This window comes from Acinetobacter sp. YH12156 (assembly GCF_013418235.1).
GTDB lineage: Bacteria > Pseudomonadota > Gammaproteobacteria > Pseudomonadales > Moraxellaceae > Acinetobacter > Acinetobacter pseudolwoffii.
This window is the reverse complement of record NZ_VPCL01000007.1, coordinates 61588-81749: the sequence shown is the minus strand read 5'-3', so window position 1 is coordinate 81749 and position 20162 is coordinate 61588. Positions and strand designations below refer to the sequence as shown.

At 44.2% G+C, this 20162-nt stretch carries 20 protein-coding genes, 5 tRNA genes and 1 other RNA gene; 15 read left to right on the top strand and 11 right to left on the bottom strand.

Going from position 1 to position 20162, the window contains the following annotated elements; translation table 11 throughout:
• The first annotated feature begins 416 nt into the window (after positions 1–416).
• The gene (locus FTU87_RS08235) at positions 417–1040 is read left to right on the top strand and encodes a CatB-related O-acetyltransferase (RefSeq protein WP_180096967.1); all 624 of its coding nucleotides are present in this window, start codon (positions 417–419) and stop codon (positions 1038–1040) included.
• A gap of 2 nt (positions 1041–1042) precedes the next feature.
• Here FTU87_RS08235 and FTU87_RS08230 read toward each other — a convergent pair whose 3' ends face one another.
• The 5 genes from FTU87_RS08230 to coaD form a co-directional block, all read right to left on the bottom strand.
• Positions 1043–2482 carry a P-loop NTPase fold protein gene (locus FTU87_RS08230; RefSeq protein WP_180096966.1) on the bottom strand — a complete coding sequence of 480 codons (1440 nt, stop codon included), beginning with the start codon at positions 2480–2482 and terminating at the stop codon, positions 1043–1045.
• Between the two features lie 101 nt (positions 2483–2583).
• Positions 2584–2660: transfer RNA gene (locus FTU87_RS08225), tRNA-Met, on the bottom strand.
• A gap of 72 nt (positions 2661–2732) precedes the next feature.
• Positions 2733–3110: RNase P RNA component class A (rnpB, locus tag FTU87_RS08220), an RNA gene on the bottom strand.
• A gap of 26 nt (positions 3111–3136) precedes the next feature.
• Positions 3137–3400 carry a YfhL family 4Fe-4S dicluster ferredoxin gene (locus tag FTU87_RS08215; protein WP_005097729.1) on the bottom strand — a complete coding sequence of 88 codons (264 nt, stop codon included), beginning with the start codon at positions 3398–3400 and terminating at the stop codon, positions 3137–3139.
• Between the two features lies 1 nt (position 3401).
• A complete protein-coding gene (gene coaD / locus FTU87_RS08210) occupies positions 3402–3893 on the bottom strand; it encodes a pantetheine-phosphate adenylyltransferase (protein WP_100355885.1) in 492 nt (163 codons plus the stop codon).
• Positions 3894–4032: 139 nt separating this feature from the next.
• Here coaD and smpB point away from each other — a divergent pair, with 139 nt between their 5' ends.
• Positions 4033–4512 carry an SsrA-binding protein SmpB gene (gene smpB, locus FTU87_RS08205; RefSeq protein ID WP_180096965.1) on the top strand — a complete coding sequence of 160 codons (480 nt, stop codon included), beginning with the start codon at positions 4033–4035 and terminating at the stop codon, positions 4510–4512.
• A gap of 56 nt (positions 4513–4568) precedes the next feature.
• Here the strand turns inward: smpB and FTU87_RS08200 are convergent, their stop codons facing one another.
• Genes FTU87_RS08200 through rluD form a run of 3 tightly spaced genes read right to left on the bottom strand, consistent with a single transcriptional unit; the run spans position 4569 to position 7000 of the window.
• Complete coding sequence (locus FTU87_RS08200) at positions 4569–5129, bottom strand: flavodoxin family protein (protein WP_005097730.1); 561 nt, start codon at positions 5127–5129, stop codon at positions 4569–4571.
• Between the two features lie 40 nt (positions 5130–5169).
• Positions 5170–5910 carry a peptidoglycan editing factor PgeF gene (gene pgeF / locus FTU87_RS08195; protein WP_005169848.1) on the bottom strand — a complete coding sequence of 247 codons (741 nt, stop codon included), beginning with the start codon at positions 5908–5910 and terminating at the stop codon, positions 5170–5172.
• A gap of 37 nt (positions 5911–5947) precedes the next feature.
• Positions 5948–7000 carry a 23S rRNA pseudouridine(1911/1915/1917) synthase RluD gene (rluD, locus tag FTU87_RS08190; protein WP_100329101.1) on the bottom strand — a complete coding sequence of 351 codons (1053 nt, stop codon included), beginning with the start codon at positions 6998–7000 and terminating at the stop codon, positions 5948–5950.
• 71 nt (positions 7001–7071) lie between these two features.
• Here rluD and FTU87_RS08185 point away from each other — a divergent pair, with 71 nt between their 5' ends.
• Together FTU87_RS08185 and FTU87_RS08180 are read left to right on the top strand one after the other, a co-directional pair.
• A complete protein-coding gene (locus FTU87_RS08185) occupies positions 7072–8064 on the top strand; it encodes an outer membrane protein assembly factor BamD (RefSeq protein WP_005097733.1) in 993 nt (330 codons plus the stop codon).
• A gap of 193 nt (positions 8065–8257) precedes the next feature.
• Complete coding sequence (locus tag FTU87_RS08180) at positions 8258–10171, top strand: DNA primase (protein ID WP_180096964.1); 1914 nt, start codon at positions 8258–8260, stop codon at positions 10169–10171.
• Positions 10172–10252: 81 nt separating this feature from the next.
• Here FTU87_RS08180 and hemA read toward each other — a convergent pair whose 3' ends face one another.
• Entirely contained in the window at positions 10253–11536 is a 1284-nt protein-coding gene (hemA, locus tag FTU87_RS08175) for a glutamyl-tRNA reductase (RefSeq protein ID WP_159138246.1), read from the bottom strand.
• Between the two features lie 78 nt (positions 11537–11614).
• Here hemA and FTU87_RS08170 point away from each other — a divergent pair, with 78 nt between their 5' ends.
• The 11 genes from FTU87_RS08170 (at position 11615) to panD (ending at position 17713) form a co-directional block, all read left to right on the top strand.
• Positions 11615–13327 carry a tetratricopeptide repeat protein gene (locus FTU87_RS08170; protein WP_180078181.1) on the top strand — a complete coding sequence of 571 codons (1713 nt, stop codon included), beginning with the start codon at positions 11615–11617 and terminating at the stop codon, positions 13325–13327.
• A gap of 7 nt (positions 13328–13334) precedes the next feature.
• Positions 13335–13913, top strand: a complete 579-nt coding sequence (gene lolB, locus FTU87_RS08165; RefSeq protein ID WP_005097737.1) for a lipoprotein insertase outer membrane protein LolB — start codon at positions 13335–13337, stop codon at positions 13911–13913.
• Between the two features lie 21 nt (positions 13914–13934).
• Positions 13935–14762, top strand: coding sequence for a 4-(cytidine 5'-diphospho)-2-C-methyl-D-erythritol kinase (gene ispE, locus FTU87_RS08160; protein ID WP_034608941.1), 828 nt, complete (start codon positions 13935–13937; stop codon positions 14760–14762).
• A gap of 2 nt (positions 14763–14764) precedes the next feature.
• A tRNA-Gln gene (locus FTU87_RS08155) sits at positions 14765–14839 on the top strand.
• Between the two features lie 25 nt (positions 14840–14864).
• Positions 14865–14939 (top strand) — tRNA-Gln (locus tag FTU87_RS08150).
• Positions 14940–14959: 20 nt separating this feature from the next.
• Positions 14960–15034 (top strand) — tRNA-Gln (locus tag FTU87_RS08145).
• Positions 15035–15126: 92 nt separating this feature from the next.
• Positions 15127–15201: transfer RNA gene (locus FTU87_RS08140), tRNA-Gln, on the top strand.
• 36 nt (positions 15202–15237) lie between these two features.
• On the top strand, positions 15238–16191 hold the full coding sequence (locus FTU87_RS08135) for a ribose-phosphate pyrophosphokinase (RefSeq protein WP_005097740.1): 954 nt from the start codon (positions 15238–15240) through the stop codon (positions 16189–16191).
• Positions 16192–16289: 98 nt separating this feature from the next.
• The gene (gene rplY, locus FTU87_RS08130) at positions 16290–16586 is read left to right on the top strand and encodes a 50S ribosomal protein L25 (protein WP_005097741.1); all 297 of its coding nucleotides are present in this window, start codon (positions 16290–16292) and stop codon (positions 16584–16586) included.
• 18 nt (positions 16587–16604) lie between these two features.
• On the top strand, positions 16605–17186 hold the full coding sequence (gene pth, locus FTU87_RS08125) for an aminoacyl-tRNA hydrolase (protein ID WP_074383404.1): 582 nt from the start codon (positions 16605–16607) through the stop codon (positions 17184–17186).
• A gap of 146 nt (positions 17187–17332) precedes the next feature.
• Positions 17333–17713 carry an aspartate 1-decarboxylase gene (gene panD, locus FTU87_RS08120; RefSeq protein ID WP_005097743.1) on the top strand — a complete coding sequence of 127 codons (381 nt, stop codon included), beginning with the start codon at positions 17333–17335 and terminating at the stop codon, positions 17711–17713.
• A gap of 69 nt (positions 17714–17782) precedes the next feature.
• On the opposite strand, the gene FTU87_RS08115 is transcribed toward panD, so the two are convergent.
• On the bottom strand, positions 17783–18355 hold the full coding sequence (locus tag FTU87_RS08115; protein ID WP_005097744.1) for a GDYXXLXY domain-containing protein: 573 nt from the start codon (positions 18353–18355) through the stop codon (positions 17783–17785).
• Complete coding sequence (locus FTU87_RS08110) at positions 18352–20157, bottom strand: DUF2157 domain-containing protein (RefSeq protein WP_180096963.1); 1806 nt, start codon at positions 20155–20157, stop codon at positions 18352–18354. The genes FTU87_RS08115 and FTU87_RS08110 overlap by 4 nt, the downstream gene beginning before the upstream one ends.
• Between the last annotated feature and the right edge of the window lie 5 nt (positions 20158–20162).

Below are 20162 nucleotides of genomic sequence, written 5' to 3'. Positions count from 1 at the left end.
AGATTATGCAACAAACTGGTTGTGGCATTACAACCATGAAAGACCACATCAAGCTAACAAAGGAAAGCCACCTCTAATGGCTGCTTAACCTCTACTTTTAACTTCGGTTATTTATGGGAGGATTACCGTATTTTTAGTATCTTTTGGAATTTGTTCAGATAAAATTTTTCATAATTTAAATTATATTCTTCACCCCCTTGTACACTCAGCATATATTCTGAGGATGTTATTCCATAGGGACACAAAGCCATCATTACAAATCAAAATTCACAATAAAATTGCCTTTCCTTTTAGGAAAGGAAGAACACTACTCGACAAAGGAGAGGCCTTATTTAAGAATCCCCCCAAAATCCCACTTTTTCAAAGGGGGACTTTTGTTTGATATAATCCCCCCACCTTCTAAACGCCATATACGCATGTCTGAAAAGTTAATTAATTCCCCTGTCAAACACTGGTGTGAGTTCGAATTCATCTCAAAAACGGTGAAGAATCCAAATATTCATATTAAGGGGAATTATTCTTACTATTCCGCTTATTGGGATCAAGGGTTTGAGCGTTGTGTTGTGCGTTATCTACATGACAAGTCCTCTACTCCAGATAAACCCATTGATCAGCTCTATATCGGCAATTTTGTCTGTTTTGGCGCAGAATGCGTGATTATGATGGGTGGTAATCAATTACACCGTACAGACTGGATTTCAGCCTTTCCCTTCGATACACGCAGTTTTGTGCCTGCTGGCGACACAGTCATTGGCGATGGATGCTGGATTGGCTCACGTGCCATGATTATGCAAGGTGTAACGCTTGGCGAAGGTGCTGTGGTAGCAACAAGTGCTGTAGTAACCAAAGATGTGCCGCCTTATGCAATTGTCGGTGGTGTACCTGCGAAAATCATTAAATACCGTTTTCCTGAAGAAGATATTAAAAAACCGCTTTCTCTAAAGCTCTATGACTTAGATGAAAAGCAGTTTTTAAAAATACGTGAGCAGTTGCAGACGGATGATGTGGTTAGCTTAGTAAATTTTATATCTAATTCATAAAATTACAGTCCAGTTTTTATATAATTCATCCAAGATTCAATAAAATCACTAGTTTTACTCAAAGGGCTTATTGAAAATGCAGACAAATACTCTATGTACTTGCTTTCTTTCCAACTAGCATCATCTCTAATTCGCTCAATATTATGATGCTCATGAATAAAGCTACTCATAAAAAAATCTTCAATTTTATAATCCCATTTCAATATATCTCGCACCCATGTAGTATCAGTAATTGCATCAAACTTAGTATCAAAACTTAAATTAAGGTTATGTTTTTTCATAAAATCCCTCTTATTTAAATACAGATTATTAGATAAGATTTTAATAATTATTTCAAAATACCTAATATAATCATGTTGTACTGATAACGGTGTCATTATTAGGCTAATAAGAATTAAATTCTTGTTAGTGTCATTTGTCCTTAATAAAGCATATTGATTTAGCTTTTTAACTAACTCTCGCGGATTTAATTTTTTCTCTAATTGCAAAGCTAAAACCCAAAAATAGAACTCGTTTATTTCATCTTTATTAGCTAACTCTCCTATTCGAAAGAGTTGTTCTTTGATAATATTTTCATAATTTTTTTTACAATTTTCTGAAGAAAGATGTACTGTAAAATCAATAAATTTTTCTAAATAATCACCATTCATCTCCACTTCATAACCATACACACTTTTGATAGATTGTAATAATTGTGGCTTATTCATTACTAAAACAAAAACAATTTTTGGAATATCAAAAAAGTGCTTAATTCTTTCAATTAGACGAATTGCAAAATCGGGGCGACAGCGATCTAATTCATCAACAATAAAAACTAAAGGTTTTTCTAGCTGTGATGCAAGTTGAGCAAGCTCTTTTTTAAAATCTTGAATTGTTTGTTTTTCAACATGATGATTTTCTATTTTCTTTTCGATTTGTTCCTTTACCTTAGATGCTATCTCATCACTAGTAACATCAAAAACATCCTTTGCCTCCTCATAAACTGCTTTTATGGTCTCGCCTGCCCCACCTAAACCTATCCAGTGCATTCCAGCTTTAGCTACAATCATTGGTATTACAGCTGCTAGAGAAATTAAAACCGAGGCAGTCTTTGAATTAAAATCATTAATCTCTTCAATACCAATTTCATCAGAATCTTTAAAAGCTTGGCTAATCTGTGCTGCAATCGTTAAGAAGGGATCATCTAAATAATCATTCGCAAAGGCATCCAAATAAATGACATTGTGATTTGTATCAGATAAATGCTTTGCCCAGTGACGAACAAACCATGTTTTCCCCTCACCCCAACGCGCATCTAACGCTAATACTGCGCCACATTGCAAACGATCTACATAACGTTCTAATTGCAAACCTAAACGTTTTCTATCCCACAGATCACCTTCCCACGCACTTTGGATATTTTCAAAATCATCTCGTTTTATACCGACTTGATTGTTAGTCATTATTTTTAAAATACAGTTGCTTATTTTGAATAACATCATATCATTTTAATTTTTATAGACATAAAAAAACCCACTCAATCGGAGTGGGTTTTTTCAGAATATGGTGGCTATGACGAGACTTGAACTTGTGACCCCCGCATTATGAGTGCGGTGCTCTAACCAACTGAGCTACATAGCCTTAAACTGTGCGCGCATTATGAGATTTTCTTTAAAGAGCGTCAACCCCATAATGCACTGTTTGATCAAAATTTGTTGAAGTGAGCCGATAAGCCGGGTTCTGTCGTGAACGATCATTCCTCTAGGCGCACAATCACTCATGCGCTCAAGCGACCTACCCGAATCCAGCATGGGCCATGCCTAATGGATTCCTATTTGGTCTTGCTTCCGGTGGGGTTTACCTCGCCATGAACTGTTACCAGCCATGCGGTGCGCTCTTACCGCACCCTTTCACCCTTACCTCCGATTCCGATTGCTCGAAAACATAATGAAGGCGGTCTTCTCTCTGCTGCACTTGCCGTCGGTTTACACCGCCCAGGCGTTACCTGGCACCTTGCCCTATGAAGCCCGGACTTTCCTCCCCTGCTTCAATCACGGAGATCTCCACAGCAGCGATCGTCTGGCTCACTTCGAGCGGCATAGTACCAAATATCGAGACTAATTGCTTGATGTTTTTTGAGCAGTCAGTTTTTCATACTTGGCTTGCAGCTGCTCCTGCGTTTCCGCATGGTTCGGATCCAGTGGAATACAATCCACCGGACAGAACAGCTGACATTGCGGTTGATCATGATGTCCGACGCACTCTGTACATAAATCCGGATGAATCTCATAAATGAGTTCACCCATATAAATGGCCTCATTCGGGCATACAGGTTCACAGACATCACAATTAATACATTCATCGGTGATATATAAAGACACGCTACCAACCTTGTTGAAGTTTATGCTCGAAGGCAGCAACCACGTTTGGTGGTACAAACTTGGTCACATCACCTCTTAATCGAGCAATTTCACGCACCAAAGTGGATGAAATAAAAGAATATTGCTCTGAAGGAGTTAAAAATACCGCTTCAAAGTGGGAGTCAAGCTGACGGTTCATATTGGCCAGCTGAAATTCATACTCAAAATCGGACACTGCACGCAAACCACGCAGTACAGCCGTCGCTTTTTGTTCACGAAAGAAATTGACCAGCAAACCATCAAAACCTACAAATTCAACATTGTCCAAATGACTCAATGACTCTTTTGCCAGGGCAACACGCTCTTCCAGACTAAATACCGGATTTTTATGATGACCGATGGCAATCGCCACAACGACCTCATCAAACATTCGCGCTGCGCGGGTTACCAAATCAATATGTCCATTGGTAATTGGATCAAAAGTCCCCGGATAAATCACACGAGTTTTAGACATCCATTTGTACTCTGTTTGTTATGTAGAATCTTATTTTAGCAAAAACTTGTTTTTTTGGTGAATAATCCTCATTAATTTAAAAAACTTCACCTTATTTCTAGTTGCGGTACAATAGCAGCACGTTTGGAAGTATCAGATTATGGCGAAAGCATCTATTGTAGTAAAAAAAAATAATGGCGGTACCATTGCACTGAATAAACGTGCCCGCCACGATTATTTTATTGAAGAGAAATTTGAAGCGGGGCTGTCATTAAAGGGCTGGGAAGTCAAATCAATGCGTGCCGGTCGTATGACCATTGTAGAAAGCTATATTACCTTTAAAAATGGTGAAGCTTTCCTGTTTGGTGCGCAAGTTCAGCCTTTGCTGAGTGCTTCAACACACGTGGTGCCTGAAGCGACCCGTACCCGAAAACTGTTGTTGAATCGCCGTGAAATTGAAAAGCTGATGGGCGCGATTAACCAGAAAGGTTATTCCTGCGTGCCACTGGCCTGTTACTGGAAAGGCCCACATGCCAAGCTGGAAATTGCACTGGTCAAAGGTAAGCAGCTCCATGACAAACGTGCTACTGAAAAAGACCGTGACTGGCAACGTGATAAAGCGCGAATTCTCCATAAATAATGGATCAATACTTGAATATAAAAACCTCCAGCATGTGGAGGTTTTTTTATCACTGACTAAGCTGGATGATTTAAGCGCGCCAGTGTCAAAGCAATATATTCGCCAAACCAGAGCGCGGTTTTTAAATCCCCTTCAGGTGGGGTGACTTCTACCGGTGCATTGTCCGACTGGGTCATCAGCCCCAAAAAGCTCGACATACGATTCAGATCAGTCACGGCACGACCTGTCGGCATCAAGGGCAAACCGCTCCACAACATACCATGCTGCATCGCAAACAGGTTGATTTGCTGCAACACTGCCAGTTTGTCGCCACTAAGTCCGCCACCATTGGTAAAAGCTGCTGCCAGTTTGCCCTGCCAGCTACGCGCCAGCCAGCGCTTGGATGACTGCTCCATAAACAGCTTCATGGCAGAGGTCAGGCTTCCCATATAGGTCGGACAACCAAAGACAATCGCATCTGCGGCATCTAGCACATCCCAATCAATATGTTCGACATTCATCATATGCACCTGAACACCAGTTTCCCGTGCACCATCAGCAATAAAATTTGCCACTTTAGCCGTGTGTCCATAAGGACTGTGATAAACAATCGCAACAGATTTGGAAGATAGGGACATAATGCTCAAAAGCCAAAAAATTCAGTTAAGTTTAACATTTTCATGCCATAAACACGAATGTCGCCATACGACCCGTTTTAGGCTCACGGCGATAAGAAAAATATTCATCTGCTTGACGATAAGAACATTGATCCCCGCCCAATACGGTATGTATCCCATGTTGTCGCAAGATATAACGCGCAATCGCATACAGGTCGGCATAATATTTACCCGCCTGCTCACCCACCTGAAATGCACTGTCCAGTTCAGGATATTTACTGCAAAAAGCCACTTTCACCTCAGTGCCAATTTCAAAACAGGGCTGACTGATGGCTGCACCAAGCCAGGCCCAGGTCGGCGGAGTCTGCATGGCCGCAATGGTATTTTCGATAATACCACCGGCCAGACCACGCCAACCGGCATGCAAATTGGCAACTTCCGTACCATCGGCATTACCTAACACCACCGGCAAACAGTCTGCGGTCATCATCATCAGGGCATGCGCTTTGCGCTGCGTCACCAGACCATCGCCGACCAATGCCTCAAAGGGTATCTGTTCATTAATGCTATGACAGATGGTGCTATGCGTCTGGGTCATCCAGGTAATTTTATCTACGCCAAAGGCAGCGAAATCTTGCAGTAAAGCCATACGATGCTGTTGTACCCGTTGCGCATCATCCTGCACATGCAAGGCCAGATTAAAACCTGCAAGCTCAGGCTGCATGGATGGCTGTACTTTCGCATGATGAACGCGGGTCTGACCCACATACACACCTTGTGGAAGTCCTGGTACAAATTGCATCTCGATTCCTTGCTTTGACGCGAGCTAAATAAAAAAATTAATAGGCTTTGTTTTCGGTGCGCAGCACTTCAATCAGATTGGCAAAATCTTCCGGCCACGGCGCTTCAAAGGTCATTTCTTCTTTGCTACGCGGATGGGTCAGACCGAGTTTTGCTGCATGCAAGGCCTGACGTTTAAAGCCACGTAAAGTATCATCTAATAATTGTGATGCACCTGCCGGCATACGTACACGCGGCATATACACCTGATCACCAATCAGGCCAAAGCCGATATAGCTAAAATGCACACGAATCTGGTGGGTACGTCCGGTTTCCAGACGGGCTTGAACACGGGTGAAATGCTGGAAACGCTCTTTGACGTTGTAATGCGTCACGGCATCTTTACCGCCTGGAAGTACAGTCATTTTCACACGATCTACCGGATGGCGTTTGATCGGTTCGTCAATGGTACCGCCGGCAATAATATTGCCGTAAACCACCAGATCATACAGGCGATATACTGATTTTTTCTCAAGCTGTTTGCTGAGAGAGAACTGTGCTTCCAGATTTTTCGCGACGACCAACAGACCACTGGTGTCTTTATCAATACGGTGTACCAGACCGGCACGTGCCAGTTCAGCCGATTTTGGATAATGATGTAACAAAGCATTCACCAAAGTACCCGATGTATTGCCTGCGCCCGGATGCACAACCATGCCGACAGCTTTGTTAATGACGATAATGTCATCATCTTCATAGATGATGTCCAGTGGAATATCTTCCGGCAGGCTGCGCGTTTGCGCTTCAAGCTCGACATTTAAGGTCAGGATTTCAAAACCATCACTTTTAAATTTCGGCTTGACCGGCTGACCATTCACCAATAAATTGCCATCTTTGATCCATTGCTTTAATTTTTCTCGGGAAAAATCGCTCCAGACCATCGCGGCAATCTGGTCGATCCGTTGCCCGATATAAGTTTCATCCAGTTGAAATTGCAACGATAAACGTGTTGCAGTTGCTTCTGAAGTATGGTTATCTGCATCCTCAGAATCTTCAAGTAAATTGAAATCAGTATCAGGGATATTAGAATTGGAAGATTGTGCTTGACTCATTTGCTCATTCAGACAAAAGTGGTTTAATAGTGCAATTGTAGCTCATTGCCCGTATTAACAGAGGAATTTTTATGTCGCTACCACATTATAAAATGACAATGCTTGCCCTCACGATTGGCATTGCATCGGCAATGGTAGGCTGTAGCAGTAATCCCAAAAAAGAAGTCGTCGATAAAGGTCCTGAATCTAGCGAGCAAGTTTATATTCAAAAAGCACAGAAAGCGCTAGATCGTAATCAATATACCGATGCCGCAAAACAGCTAGAAGCACTGGAAACCTATTTCCCGACCAGTCAGTATGCTCCGCAAGCGCAGCTTGAACTGTTATATGTAAAATTTCAGCAAAAAGATTATGAAGGTGCAGTGGCACTGGCAGAGCGCTTTATCCGTCTGAATCCACAACATCCAAATGTCGACTATGCTTACTATGTACGCGGCGTATCCAATATGGAGCAGAACTATAATGGTCTGCTGCGTTATACCTCGCTGAAACAGTCGCATCGTGATGTCAGCTATCTGAAAGTGGCTTATCAGAATTTTGTCGATTTCATTCGCCGCTATCCGTCTAGCACCTATGCGGTCGATGCAGCGCAGCGCATGAAATTTATCGGTCAGGAACTGGCTGAGCATGAAATGAATGCGGCACGCTTTAATTTAAAACGTAAAGCCTATCTGGCTGCGGTTGAACGTGCACAATGGGTGGTGGAACATTATCCACAAACCCCTCAGATTCCAGAAGCACTGGCAACGATTGCCTATGGCTATGATCAACTGGGTGATAAAGCAACCTCTCAGCAATATGTTGATGTGTTAAAGCTGAATTATCCAAATCTGGTGAAATCTGATGGTACGGTCAACTTGCGTGCAGCACGTAGCGAAAGCAGTTTCTTTAACCGTGCCACACTGGGTATTTTTGGTAAAGAAGCCAAGACGGTGACTGACAACAATGCAGAGTCGGATGCGCCAGAAACTGAAAAGCGCAGCCTGACCAATCGTGTATCTTTTGGTTTGCTTGATCGTCCTAAAAATACCGAAGCAGAGCAACCTGAACCGACTGCCGAATAAGCCGACTGTCGCAGGTGCATTTTCTTTAAGGGCAAGGTATCATACTTGCCCTTTTGCTTTGTCCCGGCCAGGCTTGAACAAATCGTGCAAAAGGTATACAAAGGAAGTTAAAAAGAATTGACCTGAATCAGTTGAATCCTATTGATTCAATCACTTAAACCTTAGATACGCAGCACGAGAAGCTCAGCAGATTATGGCAATTCCTCAACATACGATTGATCAGATTCTCGATCGCACCGATATTGTCGATGTGATTGGTCAATTCGTGAAACTGAAAAAAACTGGCCGTACCTATTCGGGCTGCTGTCCTTTCCATCAGGAAAAATCGCCCTCTTTTCACGTCTATCGTGACAAACAATATTTTCACTGTTTTGGCTGTCAGGCCAATGGCAACGCCATCCGTTTTTTAATGGACATTGGTAGCCGTAATTTCGTCGAAGTGATGAAAGACCTGTCCAGTCAGACCGGCATTGAACTGCCAAAAGACAATACTGATTCCAATAAATTAAAATACAAACGGGAAGCAGCCAAACCGAAAATAGTCGCTACGACCAAAGTTGAGAATACGCAAGCTCCGCAACGCCCAGCACAAGAACATTCTGTGTCGGATGCTTCTTTTGATCCATTTGCAGAGTTTCAGGCCTCCGAACAGGATTTCTACGGCGACCCTTTTGCTGCTTTTGAGCACATGCCAATGGCCGAAGTTCAGCAAGACGGCAACTTATACGACCTGCTGGAAAATATTGCGCAGTTCTATGAACGCCAGTTACCCAACAGTTCCAGTGCACAGCAATATTTCAAGCAACGTGGCCTGACTGCAGAAACCATTGCCTATTGGCGCTTAGGTTATGCACCTGAAGACTGGCAACATCTGGAAAAAGCCTTTCCTCAGGATATCGAAGGCCTGAAACTACTGGGGCTAATTCGTACCAGCGACAGTGGCCGTGATTTCGACTTGCTGCGAGAGCGGGTAATTTTCCCGATTCGTGATACCAAGGGTCGTGTGGTCGGCTTTGGTGGCCGTGCGCTCAATGACGAGATCAAGCCCAAATACATCAACTCGCCAGACTCTGAAGTTTTCCATAAGAACCAGTTGCTTTATGGGCTGTATGAAGGCAGAAAGCAGAAAGCCCAGGAATGGCTGATGGTCGAAGGCTATATGGATGTGATTGCATTGCAGCAATACGGCATTCATGGCGCAGTCGCGACACTGGGAACTGCCAGTAATACCGACCATCTGAACATTCTGTTTAAGCAGAACAACCGGATTACCATTGCCTTTGATGGCGATGCTGCCGGTCAAAAAGCCGCACGCCGAACGCTGGACATTGCCCTGCCATTACTCAGTGATGGCCGTGAGCTGAAATTCTTTGTTTTGCCTGCTGACCATGACCCGGACTCCTTGATCCGCCGTGAAGGCATCGAAAACTTTAGACGCTTGCTGGATCAGGCGCCGCTGATGTCGGACTTCGTGTTTGCCCATCTGACCCAAAATCAGGACATCACTACCCCTGAAGGTAAAAGTCAGGTCATGGGTGAACTGAAAAATCTGACCGAATTATTGCCTAAACATGGCTCATTCCGCTATTTGCTGCAGCAATTTTTCCGCGAAAAACTGGGCTTTAACCGTAAATGGCAACCCAAGGTTAATACCGATGCATCCTTAAGTTTTAGCACCAAAATTGATGCTGAAGAATATGTGATTGCAATTTTGATGAATCATCCCTATTTGTATATTCATTTTGAACCACTGCGTGCGCTGGTATCTGAAGATCAGCTGCTGTTTAAAATCCTAAATATTCTGAATGTGATTTTTGATGACCTGCCGGATGATCCTGAACTCTCGATCTATTATGTTTTAGGTGCCTGTGCAGTACATCATCATGAATTACAGCATATTCTACAACATGCCAATGTGAGCGATTATACCTCTTCGCCTGAACAGGCCGACAAACTGGCGGCAGACTTCTCGACCAAGCTGCAATATCAGTGTCTGAAAAACAAGATAAAATCGAAAAAATTTAGCAGCATTGCAGAAATGAAGAATCTGAAAATGCAGATTTACGAAATTGATAAAAAACGCTCCATGACCTTATTGGACGATTAACAGTTTTAAATCGCTTCAAATAAAAATAAGGCGTTTATCTCTAAACGCCGTTCTTCAAAATAGCTATTGTTAAAGAGCTCGCTAATGTTTGGTCTTGCGGCGTGTATCAACTACCTCTTGCAAGGTATCGCGCATCATTTCAAAACAGCTTGGATCTTCCGCCTTGGCCGCCTCACGCAGCACAATAGAAGTCGGATGTAAGAGTTTCTGTGTCAGGCGGTGCGAAAACTCAGCCATAACCATTTCTGCTTTTTCACCCTGGGCAATACGTTGCAGCGCCAATGCCAGTTCTTCCTGCCGCAACTCTTCACCATGGTCACGATAAGCATGAATGGTGGCCCCGGCCTGCTTGACCTTTTGCTGGGTCATCAGTTCTGTTGCGAGCTGATTCACCATAACTTCGGCTTCAACCGCAGCCTGACGACGATGCGCCAGATTTTCCTCAATCACGCTTTGCAGATCATCGACGCCATACAGATATACCCCATCAAGTTTTTCAACTTTAGGATCGATATCACGTGGCACGGCCAGATCGACTAACAACATTTGCTGGTAACGGCGTTTTTTCAGTGCCGCTTTGATATCTGCAAAATGAATCACCTGATGCAGACTGCCGGTACAACTGGAAATTACATCAGCGCGATGCAGATTGTTTGCCAGCTGGTCAAAGTCAATAATTTCTACTTCCACCCGATGCGCAATTTCCTGCGCCAGAATGTCGGCACGTTCGCGGGTACGGTTACAGATAATAATCTTGCCCACACCCATTTCTGCGAGATGCTTGGCGACCAGACTGTTCATCTCCCCGGCTGCTACCACCATAATGGTGAGCTTGTCTGGATGACTAAATACCTGTAGGGCCAACTGTGCAACCGCATAGCCCATCGATACCGCATGACTGCCGACAGCAGTCTCGGAACGAACCCGTTTGGCCGCATAAAAGGCATATTCAAAAATTCGGTTTAAACTGCGTGACACCGTCTGGGAGTCTTTGGCAAGAGAAAGTGCATTTTTGACTTGTCCCAGAATCTGCGGTTCACCCAGCATCAGTGAATCCAAACCACTGGCGACACGCATCAAGTGCGTCACGGCTTGGGCATTTTCATAACGATAGACATGATTTTGCAGTTGTTTGACATCCACCCCATTTTTTTGGGCGAGCCAGTTCAGCACCATGTCGACATTGTCAGACATCGCGTAAACTTCGGTTCGGTTACATGTAGACACCACCACCATGTCGTTTAATTCAGGGTGTTGGCTTTGCTCGGCAAGAATGGCACTTAACTTTTCAGGGTTAAACGCAACTTGTTCCCGCAGTTCTACAGAGGCAGTTTGATGGTTGACACCCAATGCAAAGAAAGACATATCAGGTCATCATTTCAATAAATTTATGCTATTGTGCAATATCGGTGTCATAAAAAGCATTACTTGGATCAAGAAAAATTGCGTCAAACAATCAGCCGTATCAACGGCCCTACAATTAAGCAATATTCTACCACATTCCTACTGGTGGGTAGCATGGCTTCAACTGCTCATCTTTATGCAGCGGAAGCAGTTTACCATGCAAATCAAAATTATGATGCCATAAAACAAAGTATGATGGCCGAGTTTGCCATTGCCGCACATGACATTCCGACTGCTTTGCACAACTATACGGTTCTGGCAATCAAGAGCAATTCCACCACGGTCAAGCAGCGTGCACTGAATGTTGCATTGGAACATGATGATTTACAGGCAGCCCTCGATATCTCGACCCACTGGGTGGTACAGGAGCCGCAGGATGTCCCCGCCTTATTTTATTTATCCCATATTGCCCTGAAAGCGCATGAGTATGAGCTGGCGGCAGAGACCTTAGAGAAAATCCTGCAAATTGATGACAGTGCCGATCTGGAAGAAATTCTCGCTGGGATTTCACCTGAAGGCACAGAAGACCGCAGCTATCTGATTCAGGCTTTAAGCACCACCAAAGCCAGAGACAATCCGTCTATTCTGGTGCTGGTGGCCGGTCTGGAAGCACAAAATGGTCAGCTGGAACAGGCTTTAAATACCATTAACCGTGCTCTAAAAAAACGTCCGAATGCGACTGGTTATATCCTGATGAAAGCCAATCTGCTGAATGCTCTTGGCGATCCAGAAGAAACCCTGCAATGGTATGAAAAATCCAGCCGTAAACACCGCAATAATCTGGATGTGCGTCTGGCCGAAGTCAAATATCTGGTCAAGCTGAACGAAGCGACTTTGGCGCTGAAAAAACTGCAAGACATTCTAAAAAAATGGCCAACGGCTGAAGAAGCCCTGTTCATTGCCGGACTGACCAGTATTGACTTGGAAGAATACGAGAAGGCCGAAAAACATCTGGTCGAACTGCGTTATTCTGCGCAGTATCAAAATGAAGCCTATTATTATCTGGCAGTGAATGCTGAACGCAAACAGCATTATGAAACCGCCAAAGCCTATTATCGTCTGGTCGATGGCAGTCTGTACACCGTCTCGCGTCGTAACATGATCTCGATTTTTGCCCAGCAGGATAAGCTGCATGATGCGCTGCGTTTCTTGACTCAGGAACGGGTGAATTATCCGCAACATGCCAGCTTTTTATATCTGGCCCAGGCAGATATTTTAACGCGTATGCAGAATAAAAAAGCCGCGATCCGCCTGCTAGAAGAAGCCAGCAAAAACCTGCCGGATGATCCGGAACTGGTTTATGCACAAGTGCTATTGCTAGATCCACATCAGGATCGCAACAAGCTGGATGAATTGCTGGCAAATTTACTCAAGATTGAACCGAATAGTCCGACCTATCTGAATGCCTATGCCTATACCCTGGCAATGCAGAACCGGCGTCTGGAAGAAGCGCGCCGCTATGTCGAACAGGCACTGGAATATGCACCGGAACAGGCTTCCATTCTGGATACCTATGGTTATATCTGTTATTTACAGAATGACTTTGCCACGGCTGCAGATGTCTTATACAAAGCGTATCAACTCAATCCAAGCGTGAAGATTGGGGTACGTTATGCGCGTTCGTTGTACATGAATGGTGATATACAACACTTCCATCAAGTGTTACAACAATTACAACAAAACCATCCAAATGACCCCGAATTAAAACAACTTAATTCGCTATTGTTAGCACCACAAAACCAAACGAGTTAATTCTTTTATGCGCAATTTAAGCCAATTGGGCTGCTGTGCCTTTGCAGCAACTGCTTTATTCTTAACTGGTTGTCAGCAGATGATCAATCCGCAAACGCCAGTGACGCCTTCTGTACAGGCAGATAATCAATTCCAGCTGCAAGGTAAAATTGGTGTGCGCACACCGCAACAGACCGGCAGTGCATTCTTTACCTGGGTACAACAGCAAGAAGAATTTGATATTGAGCTGAGTGGCATTTTAGGTGTGGGCAAAACCCAGATTTCCGGCACGCCCGGCCAAGTCACATTAAACAGTGCTAAAACAGGTGTGATTCAGGCGGCAAGTGCCGAAGAATTACTGCAACGCGCCACAGGCTGGCAAGCACCGATCAGCTATTTAGTGGACTGGGTACAGGCCCGCCCTGCGACAACGACTGCTAAATTGCAAAAAGATGATACACAGCGGATTAGCCAGATTATTGAACAGGGCTGGACGGTCGATCTCAATTACAATGCGCAGGCCAAAATGCCAAACCGCTTGATTTTAAAGCAGTCACTTGAAAATGGTGCGGAAAACCGTATTACAATGATCATTGAAAACCGTTAATTGACCTGATGTTAGCCCATGATGATTCGTGTTCCCTCGCCTGCTAAACTGAATTTGTTCTTACATATTACCGGTCGCCGTGAAAATGGCTATCACGAGCTGCAAAGTATTTTTCAGCTGATTGATCTGTATGACTGGCTGGAGTTTGAACAAACAGATGATCAACAGATCCAGATTGAAGGGCTGGCCTCAGTCGATCTGGAACAAAATTTAATCTATCGTGCGGTACAACTGTTGAAGCCCTATGCTCAAACACTGACCGGGCTAAAGATTCGTCTGGAAAAAAATATCCCGATGGGTGCTGGACTCGGTGGCGGTTCGTCGAATGCAGCCACCACCCTGATTGTGCTGAACCAGCTCTGGCAGTGCGGTTTAAATATCGAGCAACTGGCAGATCTCGGAGTCAAGCTGGGTGCAGATGTACCGATATTTGTACATGGTCGAAATGCCTGGGCTGAAGGCATTGGCGAACACTTAACATTCATAGACTTAGATCAAAAACAATTCATTGTGTTAAAACCTGACTGTTTTATCAGCACTCAACTGCTTTTTTCGCAAAAAGCATTGACAAGAGACACGAAGAGCACTAAATTTTGCGCCTATCAGCAAACACCATCTGATTTTGGAAATAACTTTGAGCCACTGGCTCGATCCTTATATCCTGAAGTCGATGAAGCGATGCAATATCTCGACCAGTTCGGTATTGCAAAACTTACAGGTACAGGTGCTTGTGTGTTTATTGAAGTCACTGAAAATCTGAATATCGAAGATATTCTTGCAAATGCACCATGTAAAGCTTACCTGGTCAACAGTTTACAAGAATCACCTTTAGTTCAGTTTAAAGTGTAGATAGGGGTATCGCCAAGTGGTAAGGCACCGGGTTTTGATCTCGGCATCCGTTGGTTCGAATCCAGCTACCCCTGCCATTTTCACCTGTAGATGTACTGTATTAGGGGTATCGCCAAGTGGTAAGGCACCGGGTTTTGATCTCGGCATCCGTTGGTTCGAATCCAGCTACCCCTGCCATCTTACAGTTCATCAAATTTAGGGGTATCGCCAAGTGGTAAGGCACCGGGTTTTGATCTCGGCATCCGTTGGTTCGAATCCAGCTACCCCTGCCATTTTCTCGAAAAAAGACAGAACACTCATTTGCTGTAAGACTGTTAATTTACCTTGACACTTTACCGTAAAAATATTAAAGTTCTGCCGCATTAGGGGTATCGCCAAGTGGTAAGGCACCGGGTTTTGATCTCGGCATCCGTTGGTTCGAATCCAGCTACCCCTGCCATCTATTCCCATATATCCCAACCGCCAAGGGTGCTTCATGCCCAATCTTGTCGTTTTTAGTGGATCTGCGCATCCACAATTCGCTCAAAAAGTCGTAAGTCACTTACATATTCCTCTAGGCGCTGCCTCTGTAGGTCAGTTCTCTGATGGTGAAATCGCTGTCGAGATTACTGAAAACGTTCGTGGTAAAGACGTATTCGTCGTGCAACCTACTTGTGCTCCTACTAACGATAACCTGATGGAAATCTTAGTCATGGCTGACGCTTTGCGTCGTGCAAGTGCAGGTCGTATTACTGCCGTGATTCCTTACTTTGGTTATGCTCGTCAAGACCGTCGTCCACGTTCAAGCCGTGTGCCAATTACTGCTAAAGTCGTTGCAGACATGCTGACGACTGTAGGTATTGACCGCGTTGTGATGATTGATCTTCATGCTGACCAGATCCAAGGTTTCTTCGATATCCCTGTAGACAACATCTACGGTACACCAGCGCTACTTGCTGACTTACGTCAGCAGTCACATCACAACCTGATGGTGGTTTCACCTGACGTCGGTGGTGTGGTTCGTGCACGTGCTGTTGCGAAACAAATGGGTGATATCGATCTTGCAATCATCGATAAGCGTCGTCAAAAAGCGAATGAATCACAAGTGATGCATTTGATTGGCGATGTGAAAGATCGTGATTGTGTCATCGTCGATGACATGGTAGATACTGCAGGCACTTTATGCAAAGCAGCTGATGCATTGAAAACTTTCGGTGCTCGCAAGGTTGTTGCTTATGCAACGCATCCAGTACTTTCTGGTAAAGCATTAGAAAACTTAAGACATTCTGTGATTGATGAGTTGGTGGTTTGTGACACCATCCCACTTTCAGATGAAGCTTTAGCACTGGGCAAGATTCGCCAGGTTTCCGTAGCCAGCATGGTTGCCGAAACGATTCGTCGCATTAACAACGAAGAATCTATTAGCGCAATGTTCGATTCTTATCTATAATAGAGCGCTGAATTTTCAAAGCCCTGCCATTTGGTAGGGCTTTTACTCACTAGACTGGTCGCAAGTCTGGTTCATTTAACTTAAATAGGATGTCTATCATGGCAAACTTCGTATTAAACGCAGCAGCACGTGAAGAAGCAGTTCAAGGGAAAGGTTCGAGCCGCCGCCTTCGTCTTCAAGCTAAAGTTCCTGCAATCATCTACGGTGGCGAAGCTGCTCCTGTAGCTGTTACTCTTGAGCTTCGTCAGCTTGTTAAATTCTTAGAAAATAACTCTTTCTTTGAAGAAGTTATCGAAATTGATGTAGACGGTAAAGTTGAAAGCGTGAAAATCCAAGCCTTACAACGTCACCCAGCTAAAAACACGCCTATGCACGCTGACTTTAAACGCGCATAAGTGTTAATGGTGTAATTAGTGTCAAATATTTCACTGATTGTTGGTTTGGGCAACCCAGGTTCTGAGTATGCCCAAACCCGCCATAATGCAGGGGCCTGGTTCGTAGAACGCCTTGCAGAGCAATATGGCATTACCCTCAAGAAAGACCCGAAATTCAATGGATTTAGTGGTCGTGGCAATATCGAAGGTCAAGACGTTCGTCTTCTTCTACCTACAACCTTTATGAACCTTTCCGGTAAAAGTGTTGTTCCTTTCGCCAAATTCTACAATATCGCACCTGAATCGATCCTGATTGCCCATGATGAACTGGATATGAATCCTGGTGTCATTCGCCTGAAAACGGGTGGTGGTCACGGTGGTCATAATGGTCTACGCGATATCGTGCCGCATATTGGTTCAAACTTCCATCGCCTGCGTATTGGAATCGGCCATCCTGGTGCCAAAGACCGTGTTTCTGGTCATGTGCTCAGTAAAGCGCCCAGCAGCGAACAAAAGTTAATGGATGATGCAATTTCACATGCGCTCGCACGTACCAAAATGCTGGTGAATGCAGAAGTACAGCAAGCCATGAATCAAATTAATGCCTATAAGCCGAACTGATCATTCAAAAATCGCTGGACAATTCCGCTTGTCAGAAAGATCATTTAAGCGCAAAATGCGCAAGCCTACCCACTTATCCAGTGTCGTAGAAATTGATTCAACCATATGATGATCAAAGTCTTAGTTCAACTCAGGGGACGCTAGCCATGCTATCTCGTTTATTAAAATGCAAAATTCACCGCGCTCACGTTACACATGCAGAATTACACTATGAAGGTTCATGTGCAATTGATGGCGTTTTGATGGATTTAGCTGGCATTCGCGAATACGAAGAAATTCATGTGTGGAACGTGACCAATGGTAAACGTTTTGCAACTTATGCCATTCGTGGTGAAGATAATTCAGGCATCATTTCAGTCAATGGTGGCGCTGCACATCAAGCCGATGTAGGCGATATCATCATTATTGCAACTTTTGGTGATTTCACTGAAGCTGAAGCAAATGCACATCAGCCACGCTTGGTCTATGCAAATCCAAACAATACCGTCAGCCATACTGCCAACTGTATTCCGGTACAAGTCGCTTAAGTCGATGCGACCAGATTCCCAAAGCTCGCACCTCGCGGGCTTTTTTATGGCCAGAATGACTAAATATAATTAACTGCCCTGCCGCCAGCTTTTAGAACTTTCACAATTTAGGGGCTTTAAATGGGAGTCAACAAGATTAACCAGTAAAGCCTTTCCATTTTCCTTAAGCTTAAGTTCGGCAAATTTGGCATTGCGATAACACGGCTCTAGGCCTTCGGCGAATAAAAAACTATTGGCCGCCGGATATAAAGCTTCAAAACTATTGCGTGGATTCTTTAACAGCAGTTTTGCGGAAGATGCCGGATGAACTTGTAACAGACGCGGATCAAAACTGCTTCGTATCACTCGTCGTTGTGCATCCAAGCGTACATAGCTCACGATCTGAGACCGATCTTTAAAATCCTGAATAGTGATATCTGAACCTGTTTGATTCAGGGCAGTTTCATCAGCATCTAGACCAGCAAAATGCAACTGATAGTTCAGCGCCATATAATCGCCCTGCAAAATCGAACGCGGATCGACGGGCGCCAACTTAACAAAAATACTCTGACTATTTCTTAAATGCCATTCATGCTGGATAATTAAGCCCACAAATAAGGCAATACTAAAAATACTCAGGTGTAGCACCCAGAACTTTTTCATGAGGCTACTCCTGTTTTCGACTGAAATTTCGGTGAGCTCAACACATAAGCCAGAAGCAAAACCAGCAGACCTGAAGCAAGGATACTGACACTCTTAAATAAAAAGCTGAGTCCCAGATTGTAATACAGCAACCATAACCAGAAGATCAGTAACAGAACCAATAAGGCCTGCATCAGTCGCTGTTGATTGACCATCGCCCAGGCCATAAGTACCAGAATGATGAAAATTTCAAAATAGCCCAGTGCAATCAGTAAAATGCCTACGGCAGGAATCAGCCAGAGTGGTGTCAGCGAAAATTGCTTCAGATGTATTCCGATAAAACTCAGCAGCCATACTGCGGGTAAAATATAGAAAACAATTGCTTCATCTATACCGCGCGGATGCAGTTGCTGCGCTACGCCAAATTGCAACAGACATTGAAAAATAGCCGTTGCTGCCAAAATACTGATCATCCACAGATTCACACTTTTGGCATAAGCTGAAGCAAGCCAGTGTCTTGCAGTGAGTAAAGCCACGGTCAGCACACTGTAATTCAACAGCATGATCCATGTGATCAGGCGATGGTCATGAGAAAATGGGTGCTGCTCGATTAAAACTGCAATTCCCAACGCATGAGCCAGTAATAACTGTAATAGCAGCACCAGCCAATGCATGCGATTCATGATACTTAGCAACGTAATACCGATTTGTATCAGCCAGATCAGCAATAAACTATCTGTCAACAATTCGGTATGAATCAGGACAGCAGCCTGACCGCAGACCCACAAACAATAAGCCAGTTGCCGCAGAAAAACTGAAGGCTTGCTATGAATCAGCCACCAGGCAATCCCGATAAAGATTAGCCCCATCAGGATGGATAAACTTTCCCAATAGGTCAGCAACAGCATGGCCAGTATCACACCAGCAATCCATGCGCCCAGCGCCAGTGGAATGACCGAAAACCGGCTCTGGGGTAACAGCTTTATCAGCAGCGCACTAATCGCCGCAAACCAGCCAAAGATGAGCAAAGCCAGCACCAATAAGCCTGCAGCTGAATTTTGCAAATATTGGTCTGTGAGATCAAAAATCAGAATGCTAAAACTCAGTGCCAGCCCTGCAACCAGCAAACTGGTTTCCAGCTGTTGCTGCCGAGTATAGAAATAAGTACTAAATAACAGTGCTAAGACCAGTACCGAAGCCAAATACCAGATCGAATTCGAGTCGATAAATCGAAACATGCTAAATACCGAAATGAGTACCACCACGGCAATCAACAGATAGCGCAAAACCGGATAATAGCGTAATGCATAGATCAGACTCAGTCCGGTCAACAGATTAAGACTGAGCAGATAGACAGTTTCAGCACGCACCAACCAAAAGCTTTGTTTAAAATAAAAATAAAGCGCCAGCTGGCTGACCACGCAAAATAATGCAAACACACCAATATTCGGTCGATACAGCCAAGGCAAAAGTAACAATGCCCAAAGCAAAAACAATTGATAACTGTCAGCACCGGTCTGATAAATCTGCCCAATCACCGCCAGACTTAAGCCCAGCATTAAACCGGATACAGTATCCAGACTTTGCCTTAACCTTTCTCGCGCAGCGAAATGCACACTCAGCAATGCCGAACCCAGCAATAAAACTTGCGGCATAAACAACTGGACAAATTTCGGCAGCATCCACCAGTTTGCTGCCAGCAGATACACAATACTGACAGCGATCAGCGCGAGTCCAATAATTTGAAGGATCTGAATAACAGCAGGTTGAATAAATAACAGCGGTGAGAATGGATGATCGGGCTTGGGTACTGTTTTAGACATGCTGA

Excerpts from the sequence above, each read along its gene's own strand:
- FTU87_RS08235 (WP_180096967.1), top strand. The coding sequence starts at position 417 with ATGTCTGAAAAGTTAATTAATTCCCCTGTCAAACACTGGTGTGAGTTC.
- smpB (WP_180096965.1), top strand. The coding sequence starts at position 4,033 with ATGGCGAAAGCATCTATTGTAGTAAAAAAAAATAATGGCGGTACCATT.
- ispE (WP_034608941.1), top strand. The coding sequence starts at position 13,935 with ATGATTCGTGTTCCCTCGCCTGCTAAACTGAATTTGTTCTTACATATT.
- FTU87_RS08200 (WP_005097730.1), bottom strand. The coding sequence starts at position 5,129 with ATGTCCCTATCTTCCAAATCTGTTGCGATTGTTTATCACAGTCCTTAT.
- FTU87_RS08115 (WP_005097744.1), bottom strand. The coding sequence starts at position 18,355 with ATGAAAAAGTTCTGGGTGCTACACCTGAGTATTTTTAGTATTGCCTTA.
- coaD (WP_100355885.1), bottom strand. The coding sequence starts at position 3,893 with ATGTCTAAAACTCGTGTGATTTATCCGGGGACTTTTGATCCAATTACC.
- rluD (WP_100329101.1), bottom strand. The coding sequence starts at position 7,000 with ATGAGTCAAGCACAATCTTCCAATTCTAATATCCCTGATACTGATTTC.
- FTU87_RS08185 (WP_005097733.1), top strand. The coding sequence starts at position 7,072 with ATGTCGCTACCACATTATAAAATGACAATGCTTGCCCTCACGATTGGC.
- hemA (WP_159138246.1), bottom strand. The coding sequence starts at position 11,536 with ATGTCTTTCTTTGCATTGGGTGTCAACCATCAAACTGCCTCTGTAGAA.
- FTU87_RS08230 (WP_180096966.1), bottom strand. The coding sequence starts at position 2,482 with ATGACTAACAATCAAGTCGGTATAAAACGAGATGATTTTGAAAATATC.
- lolB (WP_005097737.1), top strand. The coding sequence starts at position 13,335 with ATGCGCAATTTAAGCCAATTGGGCTGCTGTGCCTTTGCAGCAACTGCT.
- FTU87_RS08110 (WP_180096963.1), bottom strand. The coding sequence starts at position 20,157 with ATGTCTAAAACAGTACCCAAGCCCGATCATCCATTCTCACCGCTGTTA.
- FTU87_RS08135 (WP_005097740.1), top strand. The coding sequence starts at position 15,238 with ATGCCCAATCTTGTCGTTTTTAGTGGATCTGCGCATCCACAATTCGCT.
- rplY (WP_005097741.1), top strand. The coding sequence starts at position 16,290 with ATGGCAAACTTCGTATTAAACGCAGCAGCACGTGAAGAAGCAGTTCAA.
- FTU87_RS08180 (WP_180096964.1), top strand. The coding sequence starts at position 8,258 with ATGGCAATTCCTCAACATACGATTGATCAGATTCTCGATCGCACCGAT.
- pgeF (WP_005169848.1), bottom strand. The coding sequence starts at position 5,910 with ATGCAATTTGTACCAGGACTTCCACAAGGTGTGTATGTGGGTCAGACC.
- panD (WP_005097743.1), top strand. The coding sequence starts at position 17,333 with ATGCTATCTCGTTTATTAAAATGCAAAATTCACCGCGCTCACGTTACA.